The organism is Micromonospora coxensis, from assembly GCF_900090295.1.
Classification (GTDB): Bacteria; Actinomycetota; Actinomycetes; order Mycobacteriales; family Micromonosporaceae; genus Micromonospora; species Micromonospora coxensis.
On the sequence record NZ_LT607753.1, the window covers coordinates 2,559,399 to 2,572,734 of the forward strand.

A 13,336-nucleotide genomic window follows, 5' to 3' on the forward strand; every position below is an offset into this window, starting at 1 on the left:
GCACCGGGCCGGGTCGGCAGGTCCGGCCGACCACGCAACGCAGTGGCTCCGCGCCGCCCTCGGTCCGGCACTGCCGGCGGGTCCGGTCAGGTCAGCCGGGACTCGATGGCGTCGAGGGCCTCGGGGACCGACCGGGCGACCGCGAGCAGGTCGAGGCCGGCCGGCTTGAGGAAGGTCTGGTCGGCCAGCGCGGCCAGCCAGTCGAGCAGCGGACGGTAGAAGCCGTCGGTGTCGACCAGCACCATCGGCTTGGCGTGCAGCGCCAGGGTGGCGGTGGTCCACACCTCGAAGAGCTCGTCCAGCGTGCCGAGCCCGCCCGGCAGGGTGAGGAACGCGTCCGACTTCTCGATCATCAGGGTCTTGCGGTCGGCCATGCTCTCGGTGACCAGCAACTCGTCCGAGGCCAGGTCGGCGACCTCCAGGTCGACCAGGGACTGCGGGATCACCCCGACGGTCCGGCCGCCGGCCGCCCGTGCGCCGTCGGCCAGCGCGCCCATCATCCCGACGCAGCCGCCACCGCTGACCAGCGTGTGTCCGCGCCGGGCGAGCTGCGCGCCCGTCTCGGCCGCGAGGTCCAGCCAGCGTTGGTCGAGGGTACGGGAGGACGCGCAGAACACGCAGATCGCGGCCACCCGGTCAGCCCTCCCGCCCGTCCCCGGCGGCCCGGCCGTCCGACGCCCGCCGCGCGGCGCGCTGGTCGGCGGCGGCCACCGCGACGGCCTCCTCGCGGACCGCCTCCTGCTCGGCGGAGAGGGCGGCCTCCGCCTCGACGATGTGCCGCACCGCGGCGGCGACGTCGTCGGTGAGGCAGATCAGGTCCAGGTCGACCGCCCCGATCTTGCCCTCGGCGGCCATCGTGTCGCGCAGCCAGTCGATCAGCCCCCTCCAGTACGCGGTGCCCATCAGCACCACCGGGAACCGGGTGACCTTGCCGGTCTGCACCAGGGTGAGCGCCTCGAAGAGCTCGTCCATCGTGCCGAAGCCGCCCGGCAGCACGACGAAGGCCTGGGCGTACTTGACGAACATGGTCTTGCGGGCGAAGAAGTAGCGGAAGTCGATGGCCAGGTCGACCCAGTCGTTGAGCCCCTGCTCGAAGGGGAGTTCGATGCCGAGCCCGACGGAGAGCCCGCCGGCCTCGCTGGCCCCCCGGTTGGCCGCCTCCATCACGCCCGGCCCGCCGCCGGTGATCACGGCGTACCCGGCTCGGGCCAGCGCGGCGCCGAGTTCCTCGGCCAGCCGGCACTCGGGGCTCTCCGGCTTGCTGCGGGCGGATCCGAAGACGCTGACCGCGGGCGGCAGGTCGGCCAGGGTGTCGAACCCCTCGACGAACTCGGAGAGGATCCGCAGCGCCCGCCAGGCGTCCTTGGTCTTCCAGTCGCCGCGGCTGCGCGAGTCGAGCAGTCGCTGATCGGCGGTGCTGGTCGGGATCGCGCCGCGGCGCAGTGTGACGGCGCCCCGGTGCCGCTCCGGATCGCGGCCCGGCTGCCGCCCGTTGCTCTCGCTCATGGGAGCAACCGTAGTGGAGCGGCACCTCCGGAGTGACCTGGGCGACGACCCGACGAAAAAGTTCGCGATCTTGGGCAACTAATTCGCTCGCTCGTACGTCTTACTATTCACATACCGGGTATGCCCCGGCGCGCGCCTTCGGGGGAGGAGCACAGCGTGATCAGCAACAACGAGCGGATGCGGATCCGCCGGCAGATGCAGCGGCGCATCCGCGACGTGGTGGCCGAGCGCCGCCGCGCCCGTCAACTGGAGTCCCCGGCGGAACCCGCCGCCGAGTCGACCGACCCCACCGACAACTCCCTGCTCACCAGCGTCTGACCCGGACGCGCCGTCTTCCGGCCGACTCCGGCCACCCACCGAGGCCCCGCACGGTCCCACGACCGCCGGGGCCTCACCCGTCCCACCCACCCGCCCCGCATCCCGGCCCCCTGCTCCGGCCGACCCGCCGGTCCACCGGTCGGTGATCAAGAAGTTCTGGTCCCGAGGGAGCGCATCCCGTGCCGCAAACTTCTTGATCACCGAGGCGGGGCTGGCCGGACGGGCCGGACGGGCGGGGTGTCGGTCAGAGGGGGGAGAGCCAGCGGTGGAGGGTGGCGGCGCCGTCGCGGATCTTGGTGATCTCGACGTGCTCGTCCTTGTGGTGGGCCAGGTTGGGGTCGCCGGGGCCGAAGTTCAGCGCCGGGATGCCCATGGCCGCGAAGCGGGCCACGTCCGTCCAGCCCAGCTTGCCGATCGGCGCGGCGCCCACCGCCGCCAGGAACTCCTGCGCGGCCGGCGCGTCCAGGCCGGGCCGCGCGCCCGCCGCCGCGTCGGTCACCGCGAGGTCGAAGCCGGCGAACACCTCGCGCAGGTGCGCCTCGGCCGCCGCCGGGTCACGGTCCGGGGCGTACCGGTAGTTGATCTCGATCTCGCACCGGTCCGGGACCACGTTGCCGGCGACCCCGCCGTTGATCCGGACCGCGTTCAGGCCCTCGCGGTAGTCGCAGCCGTCGATGGTCACCCGCCGGGCCTGGTACTCCCCCAGCCGCCGCAGCACCTCGCCCGCGCCGTGGATGGCGTTCACCCCGTGCCACGACCGGGCGGCGTGGGCCCGTTCGCCGTGCGTGGTGACGACCGCCCGCATGGTGCCCTGGCAGCCCGCCTCGACGATGCCGTACGTCGGCTCCAGCAGCACCGCGAAGTCCGCCTGCAACCACTCCGGGTGCGCCTCGGCGACCAGGGTGAGCCCGTTGTACCGGGACTCGATCTCCTCGGCCTCGTAGAAGAAGTAGGTCACGTCGTAGCGCGGGTCGGGCAGGGTGACCGCCAGGTGCAGGGCGAACGCCACTCCGGACTTCATGTCCGAGGTGCCGCAGCCGTACATCAGGTCGCCGCGCATCGTCGACGGGAAGTTGTCGTTCAGCGGCACCGTGTCCAGGTGGCCGGCGAGCACCACCCGGGAGGACCGGCCCAGGTCGGTGCGGGCCATCACCGTGTTGCTGTGCCGGAAGGTGGTCAGGTGGGGCACCTTCCGCAGCACCTCCTCGACGCAGTCGGCGATCGCCTTCTCGTTGAGGGAGACGGACTCTATGTCGACCAGTGCGCGGGTCAGGGCCACCGGATCGGCCAGGACCTCGGGGGTCAGCGGGTTCTCCATGGTTCGCACGGTACCTTCAGGATCGGTGGGCGCGAGGAGTGAGCGTTCCCGGGCGGCCGGTGTGCGACACCCGGTCACGCGGGCGCGAGGAGCCCACGAGCCCGCGGTCGCGAACGAGAGGGAGTGCTGTGACGTCCGGATCCGCCTGGGGCATCGGCCTGGCCACCATCACGGCTGAGGATCAGGTGCTCGACACCTGGTACCCGACCGGCAAGCTGGGACTCGGCGAGTTGCCGCTGGTCCCCGGCGAGGACCAGGCCGACGTGCTCGACCTGCCGCCGGGCGCGATCGGCGAGCGGGCGCTGCCCGGCCTGCGTACCGTCGAGGTGGTCACCGTGATCGGCTCGCTGGACGACCCGATCAAGGACGCCGCCGACGCGTACCTGCGGCTGCACCTGCTCTCCCACCGCCTGGTCCGGCCCAACGAGCTCAACCTGGACGGCATCTTCGGCAAGCTGGCCAACGTCGCCTGGACCTCGGCCGGGCCGTGCCCGCCGGAGCGGGTCGACGAGCTGCGGGTGATCGAGCGGGCCGCCGGCCGCCACCTGGCGGTGTACGGGGTGGACAAGTTCCCCCGGATGACCGACTACGTGGTCCCCTCCGGCGTACGGATCGCCGACGCCGACCGGGTGCGCCTCGGCGCGCACCTCGCCGCCGGCACCACCGTGATGCACGAGGGCTTCGTCAACTTCAACGCCGGCACGCTGGGCACCTCGATGGTGGAGGGACGCATCGTGCAGGGCGTGCTGGTCGGGGACGGCTCCGACATCGGCGGCGGCGCCTCGATCATGGGCACCCTCTCCGGCGGTGGCACCGAGAAGATCAGCATCGGTGAGCGGAGCCTGATCGGCGCGAACGCCGGCGTCGGCATCTCCCTCGGCGACGACTGCGTGGTCGAGGCGGGCTGCTACATCACCGCCGCCTCGAAGATCACCCTGCCGGACGGCCGGGTGGTCAAGGCCCGGGAGCTCTCCGGCGTGGCCGGGTTGCTCTTCTGGCGCAACTCGGTGACCGGCGCGCTGGAGGCCAGGCCGCGCACCGGCCGGGGCATCGAACTGAACGCCGCCCTGCACGCCAACGACTGAGCGGGGCCGGGGCACGACGCCCCGACCCCGCTGCCTCCGGGCCCGCGCGGGCGGGCCCGGAGGCATCACTCACTTCAGCCGGTACGCCTGGATGATCCGCGTGGACACCGTGTTGCCGTCGGTGTCCCGGGCGGTGGCCCGCAGGGACGCGTACCCACCGGTGGCGGGGTGCTTGACCATCGCCACCCAGCCGGCGCGCGGCAGCCGCAGCACGCTGACCTTGCTCCAGGTCTTCCCACCGTCGTACGAGACGTCGACGGTCGGCTTCTCCACCGTCGCGGTGCCCGCGCCGGGTTGGCGCCGCACCTCGACCGGGATCGGCAGGAGTCGGCCCGCCTTGGCGCTGTTGTCCCCGGCCAGCGGCGGCGTGAAGCGGATCGACGACAGCGGCAGCCGGACCGGGTCCTCGCCCGCCACGTGCTTGGAGCGGAAGGTCCAGGTGGACTCGACCTCGGTGCTCAGGTCGGTGAAGCTGCGGCTCGCCGAGACGGACAGCTTGTAGTCCGCCGCGCCGGCGGGCACCTCGAACTGGCCGTAGCCGGCGTACGGGGACTCGCCGACCAGCTTGCCGTCACGCCAGAGCCGGGTGCCCTCCTTGTCCGTCACCGATCCGCCGGGGTGGCCGGCGGCGTCGCTGAAGACCGGCATGCCGACGAAGATGGTGTCACCCAGCCTGCTGACGCTCTCGTCCGGCCAGCGCGGCGTCGGGAACGACGGCCCGTACGGCGCCTGGTTCCAGTGCTCGTGGACCGTCCGGCCGGCCCGGTACGCCGTCGGCGTGGAGAAGAGCGCGGCCTTCACGTCGAGCCAGGGCTCGTCGGGGTTGACCGACCCGAAGTCGATCTCGGACTCCCAGCGCACCCCCTTGGTGTTGTAGTGCTCGACCCGTTGGCCGGGCACGGTGACGGGCAGGATGATCGCCGACCCGCCGGTGTTGTACTCCAGCTCGGGGATGACGTACCGCTCGGCCACCAGCCCGGAGTAGCCCCCGTGGAACTTGTGCACCACGGTGGCCAGGTCCTTCTTCCGGTAGTCGCGGACGAAGCCGGTGGGCATCCGGCCCGGGATCGCCTCGCTCAACGCATACAGGTACGGGCTGCTCGCCGCCTCCGCGTCGGCCCACTGGCTGCTGACCGTCGCCACGAACTGCTCGTCCGAGACGGTGCTCCCACCGGCCTGGCCGGTGGTCAGCCCCTCGAAGGTGTCGGCCCAGAGCCCGAAGCCGTAGACGTCGCCGTTGGCGGCGAAGAAGATCGCGCTGATGTCGATCAGCAGCGGGCTGGCCCCGGCCTGCGGGATCGTCGTGCGTACCGGCTTCGCCGTCCGCGCGTCCAGGGTGAGCGTGAGGTCCCGGTCGAGCACCAGCTCGGGCCGGGCCAGCATGGTCAGCCCGGGCGTCTCGCCCTCCGGGGCCGGCTCGATGATCAGCGAGTTGAGCCCGTACCGGCCCTTGGGGAGTCGCACCTCGGCGGTCCCGTCGGCGCCGCTGGCGTCCCAGACGCCGGTGGTCTCCAGTCCGGCGAGGGAGGTCCAGACCTCGGCCGCCTTCGCACCGGCACGGTTCAGGTGGGTCAGCCGCAGCGTGTAGCTCTCCACCTCCTTGTGCACGGCCAGCGGGGTGACCGCGACCTGGGTCCCGGACCGGGCGAGCACCCGGCCGGTCCAGTAGCCGTCCGCGTCGCCCAGCCGGGTGTTCGCGGTGATGGTGGTCTCGGCCCGGCCGCCGGCCGGCACGGTGATCCGGTTCGTGCCGAGGGTGAACATGCCGGCCGGGGCGGCCCGCCCGCCGGGCCCGCTCGCCTCGACCGTGAGGTCGAGGGTGACCGGGGTGGCGCCGGCGTTGTGCCAGGCGACCGCCCGGGTGACCGGCGCGTCGTCGTCGTGCGGCCACTGGGTACGACCGAAGGAGACGCTCACCGGGTCACTGGTGACCTGCTGGGTGATCGCCCGGGTCAGGTCGACCCGCCCGGCCCCCTGCTGGTACGAGGTCTGCGCCGGGTGCGGCTTCGCCGCCGCCATCAGGGTCGACTTGAGCTGACCGGCCTTCCAGTCCGGGTGCTGCTGGGCCAGCAGCGCCGCCGAGCCGGCCACGTGCGGGGTGGCCATCGAGGTGCCGGAGAGGCTGACGTAGCGCTCCCCCACCGGGTCGCCGATCTGCCCGTGGGCGGAACGGGCGGCCACCACGTCCACGCCGGGCGCGGTGATGTCGGGCTTGAGCGCGTCGTCACCGACCCGGGGCCCCCGGCTCGAGAATTCGGCGAGGTTGTCGTCGCGGTCCACCGCGCCCACCGCGAGCGCGGCGTCGGCGCTGGCCGGCGAGCCGACGGACCCGTCGGATCCGTCGTTGCCGGCGGCGATGACGAAGAGCGTGCCGGTCTCGGCGGTCAGCGTGCCGACCGCCTCCTCCAGCGGGTCGACGTCGGGGCTGTCCCACCCGCCGAGGCTCATGTTGATCACCGCGGCCCGCTTGTCGACGGCGGCCCACTGCATGCCGGCCAGGATGGCCGACTCGCTGCACCCGAACTCCTCGCAGACCTTGCCGTCGAGCAGGGTGGCGTCCGGCGCCACGCCCTTGTACCGGCCGCCGGAGGCGGCGCCGCTGCCGGCGATGGTCGAGGCGACGTGCGTGCCGTGCCCGACGGTGTCGCGGGTGTCGGGCGTCTCGGCGAAGTTGCGCGCCTCGGCGACCTTGCCGGCCAGGTCGGGGTGGGTGGCGTCGACGCCGGTGTCCAGCACCGCCACGGTCACGCCCTTGCCGGTGAGGCCGGCGGACCAGGCGGTGGGCGCGCCGATCTGGGGAACGGTGTGGTCGAGGGTGGGGGTGCGTCGGCCGTCGAGCCAGAGCCGCTCGACGCCCCCCGCCGCGCCGAGCCGCGCACCGGCCGGGCCGGTGGTGACCGTGGACCAGACCGCGCCGGCGGAGGACTTGCCGGCGGTCACCGCCGCGCCCCGGATCGCCGGCAGGTCGCGGGTCACCCGCGCGCCGGGCAGCGCGGCCACGCCGCGCCGGGCCCCGCCGGAGGCGTACGACACCAGCAGCGGCAGGTCGTCGCGGCGGGCGTCGTCGTACCCGGCGGCGATCAGCCCGGTGACGTCGAAGAGCCGCCGGTCGACCTGCCCGGCCCGGATCGGCGCGACGGCGTCCTGCGGCGTCACCGACAGGTGTCCGCGCTCGCGGCGTACCACGAATCGCAGGTCCTCGCGGCCGGGGCCGGGTCGCACGGCGGCCTTGCCGTCGGCGGTGACGGTGACCCGGTCCCCGGTGACCAGGGTGACCGTGGTGGGTTTGGCGGGCCTGGTGGGCGCGGCCGCCGGTCGGGCGGCCGGGTCCCCGGCCGCCGGGGCGGCCGAGGCGGTGGCCGGCAGAGCGGCCGGCGCGGTCACCGCCAGACCGAGCACGAGGCCGAGTACGGCCGTCTTCCTTCTTCTGTGCAACGGATCCTCCTCGTGGAGCGTCATCACTACGGGAGTCGCATTGACGGAGACCAGAATTACATACCGAGTATGTATTTGGAAGTACAGAAAATGACGGTCCGGGCACGGTCCGCAGCCCCCGTCGGGCACGATCGACCGATGACGTCCATGAGGGACCGGATGCTCGCCGGCGAGCCGTACATCGCGAACGAGCCCGAGATCATCGCCGACCTCGACCGCGCCGCCCGGCTGACGGAACGCTTCAACACCAGCCCCGCGTCCGACCCGCAGGAACGGCTGGCCGCCCTGCGCGAACTGCTCGGCTCCCTCGGTGAGGACACCTGGATCCGCCCGCCGTTCCACTGCGACTACGGCTGGCAGGTCCACATCGGCCCGCGCAGCTTCGTCAACTTCAACGCGGTCTTCCTCGACGTCGCCCGGATCACCATCGGGGCCGACGTCCAGATCGGACCGAACGTGCAACTGCTCACCCCCACCCATCCGGTCGAGCCCGGCCCCCGCCGGGACAAGTGGGAAGCGGCGAAACCGATCACCATCGGCGACAACGCCTGGCTCGGCGGCGGGGCCATCGTGCTCGCCGGTGTCACCGTCGGTGAGAACACGGTGGTCGGCGCCGGTGCCGTGGTGACCCGGGACCTGCCACCCAACGTGGTCGCCGTCGGCAACCCCGCCCGGGTGGTGCGGACCCTGGAATAGTCACTGACCTGCGCAAACATCGGTCTGCACAGTGGCCGGAGCGGACAATTCGATGCACTCTGGGTAGTGACCTCACCACCAGGGGGCACCTATGGGTGATCGGGTACTCGAACTGCGGGTGCACGGTGTGTCGAACACCCCGCCCGACCAACTCCTCGGTCTGCGCCCGGAACCCGGCGGCGACGGCCCGCAGCCGTGGCTGGTGGCCGGCGGCGAGGTCACCGGCTTCTACCGCTCCACCACGGCCGGCCGGGACGACCCGATCACCGTCGAGGCGTACAGCTGGGGGCAGTTGACCTCCGGCGCGCGCACCGCCCGCGACATCGAACGTGCCCTGTGGACACTGCTGCTGCCCTTCGCGCTGGCCAACGTCGCCCTGCACGCCCGGCCCGGCATCCCGCCCGACCCGGACCGGGAACGCTGGGGCAGCCGCTCCGGCATCACCGCCTGGCTGATCCGGCTGTTCTGCCTGAGCCTCACCGTCACCCTGGTGATCACGGCCACCGGGATCGGTGTCGACCTCATCGCCTGGCAGTGCGTCGACCGCGACTGCCTGCGCCACCTCCCCGGCCCCTGGGAGTTCCTCGGCCGTGGCTGGTGGCGCGAGGACACCCACGCGCTCGCCGTGGGTCTGCTGCTCCCCCTGGCCGTGCTCGCGGCGCTCGGCGCGGTCGCCTGGCGCACCTACCAGTACGAGGCGGAGATGCCCGCCCCGCCCCGCCCGGCGCCCCGCGACGACGCCGAGCCGGACGCCGAGCCGCTGGAGAACCCGTTGCAGGACCCGACCTTCTGGTGCGGCGAGGGACAGCTGCGCCGGGCGGCGGTGCTGCACCTCTGCGTCGGGGCGGTGGCGGCCGCGGCGGTGCCGCTGCAGGCGGTACTGATCATGGACCCGCCGCAGGGCGTACGGGCGGCGCTCGCCTGGCCGACCATCGGCGCGTTCGCCGCGGTCGTGCTGATCGCCGTGGTCGCCGTCGGCCGCCGCTGGCTGACCCGACGCCAGGGGGCCACCCCGCTCGGCCGGTGGAGCGCCACCGTCGCCCTGCTCACCGGCGTGGGACTCGCCGGCACCTTCCTGCTCCTGATGCTGCCCGACGGGCCCGCCGGCCGCCCGCTGGCCGAGTACCGCCCGCCGACCGGCTGCCGCCACCACCCCGACCTGCCCGGCTGCCTCGACGACCGGTCGCTGCCCGGGTTCGACACCGCCGTCGCCTGGCTCGCCACGTACCAGGTGCTGCTGCTGATCGGCATCGGCGCGGTCAGCCGCTCCGGCCGGCGGGCCCTGCTCGCCCCGGCCGTGGGCGGCGCGCTGCTGCCCGTCGCGGTGGCCTGGACCGAGGTCGGACTGCCCGGCGCCCCGGTCGCCCCCGACGGCCTGCAGGTCTGGATGCTGGCCGTGCCGGCCGTCGCGGTCGCCGCCACCGGACTGCTGCTGCCCCGCACCCGGGCCCAATTCGAGCAGCAGCCGCTCGGCCCGCACACCGACCTGGCCTGGGGCGGACGCGGACCCGCGCTGATCGCCGGCTTCGGCTGGATGATGGCCATCGCCTACTGCGCCGGCCTGCTCTACTGGGTCAGCGACCGGCTCAACGGCGACGCCGATCCCCGCGGCCCCTCCCCGGTGGTGCCGCCGTTGGCGGTGTTCTGGGCCGGGTTGGCCTTCGCCGTCGCCACGGCCGCGCTCGCCGGCACCCTGGTCCGGGCCACCGTCATCTTCCACGCGCTGCGCCGCGAGGAGTACGCCCGCCTCACCGGCTCCGGCGTCGCCCTCTCCGCCCACGACCTGCGCCGCTGCCGCGACGTGAGCAGCTACCAGGCGTTGCACCGGCTGGTCGGCGAACACGCGGTACGGCTGGTCGGCTGCTACGCCACGGTGTCGGTGGTGCTGGTGACCCTCTGCTGCGCCGCCACCCTGTCCCGCAGCCACCCCACCCCGGAACCGTCCGGCGGGTGGCAGGCCGCGCTGCACACCGTCGCCGACGTCGGCGACGCCCTGCTGGGCTGGCTGCCGGTGGTGGTCGCCGCCCTGGGCCTGCTCGTCTACCGCAGCGAAGGGGTACGCCGTTCGGTCGGCGTCATCTGGGACGTCGGCACCTTCTGGCCCCGGGCCGCGCACCCGCTCGCCCCGCCCAGTTACGCCGAACGCGCGGTCCCCGAACTCCAGACCCGGATCGCCGGGCTGCTCGCGCTGACCGAGCACGACCCCCGCCGGATGGACGGCGTGATCCTCTCCGGGCACAGCCAGGGCACCGTCATCTGCGCCTCGATGCTGCTCCAGCTACCGGCGCGCTGGCGGCGGCGGATCTGGTTCTTCTCCTACGGCTGCCAGCTCACCCGCCTCTACGGTCGGGTCTTCCCGGCGTACTTCGGGCCGGAGCGGCTGCGGGTGCTCGCCCGTACCCTCACCTGGCCCGGCGGGCACGTCGCCTGGACCAACTTCTGGCGCGACACCGACCCGCTGGGCTGGCAGGTCAACGCCGGCGAACGGGACGTCCCGGTGGCCGATCCGGAGGCGCTGCACCCCAGCGGCGGGGAGGTCGCCGACCCGCCGATCCGCAACCACAGCGGCTACCCGGAGGCGGTGGAGTTCCTGCGGGAACGTGCCCTGGTGGCCCGGCTGCTGCGCCGGCACATCCCCTCACCCCGGCAGCGGATCGGTTAGCCGTACCACCAGGTCCGCGTGGCGGGCGGTGCCGGCGACCAGGGCGGCGTTCGCCTCGTCGCTGCCGTGCGCCCAGGCCGCCGCCTCGGCCGGCGACCGCCCGTACGCCTGGTGCCGGGCGACCAGCCGGCGCAGCCGCAGCTGGACGTCCAGGTCGAGGAACCACACCTCGTGCAGCAGCGACCGGATCTCGTCCCAGGGTGAATCGGTCAGCAGCAGGTAGTTGCCCTCGGTCACCACCAGCCGGACCGACGGCGGCACCTCGATCGCCCCGGCCACCGGCTCCTCGATGTCCCGCCGGAACAGCGGCGCGTAGACGGCGCTCGGCTCCAGCCGGCGCAACCGGCGCAGCAGCGAGACGTACCCGTTGGCGTCGAAGGTGTCCGCCGCCCCCTTGCGGCCGGCGCGGCCCAGCCGTTCCAGCTCCGCCTGCGCCAGGTGGAAGCCGTCCATCGGGACCAGCCGGGCGGCCGGGCCGACCGCGGCCACGATCCGCTCGGCGAGGGTCGACTTGCCCGCCCCCGGCGCGCCGGCGATGCCGAGCAGCTGCCGGGGACCGGCCTCGGCCAGGGCACGGGCCCGGGCCACCAGATCGGCCAGCGGGAGCACGGACGCCTCGGGCATCAGGACAGGACCGGTTCGCTGATCGTGAACCGGGCCCGCACCACCGCGTGCACGGTCTGCGGCTGCGGGTCCAGCTCCAGCTCGGGCGGCCCGCCGGACATGGCGCGGAACGCCATCCCGCCACCCGTCCCGCCGAACCCCTCGTCCGTGTCGGCCAGCTCCAGCAGCGCGGTCACCCGGGCGCCCAGCGCCTCGGCGTACTCCCGGGCCCGGCGCAGCGCCTCGGCGATCGCGGCGTGCCGGGCCTCCCGGTGGACCGGGCTGTCCGGACGCAGCGACCACCAGGGCCCGGCGACCTCGACCTGCTCCTGGTCGGCCAGGCGCAGCATCAGCTCGGCGAGGGCGGTGAAGTCGGTGACGGTGACCGTGGTGGTGACGCTGCCGTGGTAGCCGACCACCCGCTCGCCGGAACGGTTCGTCTCGGGGCGCACCAGCAGCTCGCCGGTCTCCCGGCGGTCCACGGCGGAGTCGTGCTCGTCGAGCAGCACCCGGACGGCGGCGGCCCGCTCGGCGAGCCGGGTCAGGGTGGCCTGACGGTCCCGCTCGCGCGCCGTCGCGGTCACCCGGAAGCGGGCCAGCTCCGGGGCGACCTCCCGGTACGCCTCGCCCCGTACCGCCACGACCGGTCCGTCCGCCACGCCCTCACCCTAACGGGGCGGCGGGCCGGTCGCCCGGTTCCGCCGGCAACCGGCGGGCCGAGTACTCCACCCCGTCCCCGGTGCTGCGGCAGCCGTCCAGGTAGCCGCCGGCCGCGCCCAGCTCGTGCAGGAACCGCAGTTCCTCGTCCCCGCCGGCCGGTGGAAAGGTCCGCCGCACCTCGACCGTCGGCCGGCCGGCCAGCGCCAGCCGGGCGTCGCGCCCCTCGGCGTGCCGGGCGGTCAGGGCGGCCCGGTCCCCGGCGCGCAGCGCGGTGGCCAGCTCGTCCAGCACGGCGGTCACCGAGTCCAGCGCGGCCAGCACCTCCGCCCGGTTGCCGAGCAGCATGTTGGCCGTCCGCTCCGGTGGCGTCCCGGCGACCCGGGTGCCGTCGGAGAAGCTGCCGGCGGCCAGGGCCAGGACCGCGTCGCGCAGCGGCGAGCGTTCGGCCGCCCCGGCGAGCGCCCCCGCGAGCAGGTGCGGCACGTGTGAGGCGAGGGCGACGACGGCGTCGTGCCGGTCGGCCGCCATCGGCACCACCCGGGCGGCGAAGACGTCCATGACCAGCGCGGCGAGCCGGCGGAACGCGGTCAGGCCCGGGCCGGGGGCCGGGCAGAGCACCCAGGCGGCGTCGTGGAAGAGGTCGGGCAGCGCCGCGGTGAGCCCGGCCCGGTCCGTGCCGGCCATCGGGTGCCCGGGGACGAACCGATGGGTCAGCCCCTGCGCGGCGGCGAACGCCGCCAGCTCCGCCTTGGTGCTGCCGACGTCGGTGAGCAGGCAGTCCTCGGCGGTCGCCGCGGCCACCTCGACAAGCGTCGCGGGCAGGGTGGGCAGCGGCCCGCAGAGGAAGACCACGTCCCGGTCGGCCACCGCGTCGACCAACCGCTCCACAGTGGGTACGCCGATCTCCCGGGCCCGCCGCCGGGTCGCCCCGTCGGGATCCCAGCCGGTGACGTCCAGGCCGGCGGCGTGCAGCCGGAGCAGCACCGACCCGCCGATCAGGCCGGTGCCGACCACCGCCGCCCGCAGCCGCGCGTCGGCCCCGGCCATCGGTGG

The 13,336-nt window shown here is 74.2% G+C and carries 11 protein-coding genes; 4 read left to right on the forward strand and 7 right to left on the reverse strand.

Features of this window, described 5'->3' with window-relative positions; all coding sequences use genetic code 11:
- Window positions 1-86: 86 nt before the first annotated feature.
- Together GA0070614_RS11450 and GA0070614_RS11455 are read right to left on the reverse strand one after the other, a co-directional pair.
- Window positions 87-632 (reverse strand): LOG family protein, encoded by a 546-nt coding sequence (locus tag GA0070614_RS11450; protein WP_088975936.1) that lies wholly within the window; start codon window positions 630-632, stop codon window positions 87-89.
- 4 nt (window positions 633-636) lie between these two features.
- Entirely contained in the window at window positions 637-1,506 is an 870-nt protein-coding gene (locus tag GA0070614_RS11455; protein ID WP_088975937.1) for an LOG family protein, read from the reverse strand.
- 156 nt (window positions 1,507-1,662) lie between these two features.
- Here GA0070614_RS11455 and GA0070614_RS30190 point away from each other — a divergent pair, with 156 nt between their 5' ends.
- Window positions 1,663-1,824, forward strand: coding sequence for a hypothetical protein (locus tag GA0070614_RS30190; RefSeq protein WP_157744982.1), 162 nt, complete (start codon window positions 1,663-1,665; stop codon window positions 1,822-1,824).
- Between the two features lie 244 nt (window positions 1,825-2,068).
- On the opposite strand, the gene dapE is transcribed toward GA0070614_RS30190, so the two are convergent.
- Entirely contained in the window at window positions 2,069-3,142 is a 1,074-nt protein-coding gene (gene dapE, locus GA0070614_RS11460) for a succinyl-diaminopimelate desuccinylase (RefSeq protein WP_088975938.1), read from the reverse strand.
- Window positions 3,143-3,270: 128 nt separating this feature from the next.
- Between dapE and dapD the strand changes: the two genes are divergently transcribed.
- A complete protein-coding gene (gene dapD / locus GA0070614_RS11465; protein ID WP_088975939.1) occupies window positions 3,271-4,227 on the forward strand; it encodes a 2,3,4,5-tetrahydropyridine-2,6-dicarboxylate N-succinyltransferase in 957 nt (318 codons plus the stop codon).
- Window positions 4,228-4,296: 69 nt separating this feature from the next.
- Here dapD and GA0070614_RS11470 read toward each other — a convergent pair whose 3' ends face one another.
- Complete coding sequence (locus GA0070614_RS11470) at window positions 4,297-7,686, reverse strand: S8 family serine peptidase (RefSeq protein ID WP_088975940.1); 3,390 nt, start codon at window positions 7,684-7,686, stop codon at window positions 4,297-4,299.
- 114 nt (window positions 7,687-7,800) lie between these two features.
- Here GA0070614_RS11470 and GA0070614_RS11475 point away from each other — a divergent pair, with 114 nt between their 5' ends.
- Entirely contained in the window at window positions 7,801-8,358 is a 558-nt protein-coding gene (locus tag GA0070614_RS11475; protein ID WP_088975941.1) for a sugar O-acetyltransferase, read from the forward strand.
- A gap of 91 nt (window positions 8,359-8,449) precedes the next feature.
- Entirely contained in the window at window positions 8,450-11,020 is a 2,571-nt protein-coding gene (locus tag GA0070614_RS11480; protein WP_088975942.1) for a hypothetical protein, read from the forward strand.
- Here GA0070614_RS11480 and GA0070614_RS11485 read toward each other — a convergent pair.
- The 3 genes from GA0070614_RS11485 to GA0070614_RS11495 are packed head-to-tail and all read right to left on the reverse strand — an operon-like array spanning window position 10,997 to window position 13,330.
- Complete coding sequence (locus GA0070614_RS11485) at window positions 10,997-11,644, reverse strand: nucleoside/nucleotide kinase family protein (protein ID WP_088975943.1); 648 nt, start codon at window positions 11,642-11,644, stop codon at window positions 10,997-10,999. The two genes, GA0070614_RS11480 and GA0070614_RS11485, sit on opposite strands and share 24 nt — an antisense overlap.
- Window positions 11,644-12,282: an SIMPL domain-containing protein gene (locus GA0070614_RS11490; protein ID WP_088975944.1), complete on the reverse strand. Its 639-nt coding sequence runs from the start codon at window positions 12,280-12,282 to the stop codon at window positions 11,644-11,646. The genes GA0070614_RS11485 and GA0070614_RS11490 overlap by 1 nt, the downstream gene beginning before the upstream one ends.
- A gap of 4 nt (window positions 12,283-12,286) precedes the next feature.
- Window positions 12,287-13,330, reverse strand: coding sequence for a prephenate dehydrogenase (locus tag GA0070614_RS11495; protein ID WP_088975945.1), 1,044 nt, complete (start codon window positions 13,328-13,330; stop codon window positions 12,287-12,289).
- Window positions 13,331-13,336 lie beyond the last annotated feature (6 nt).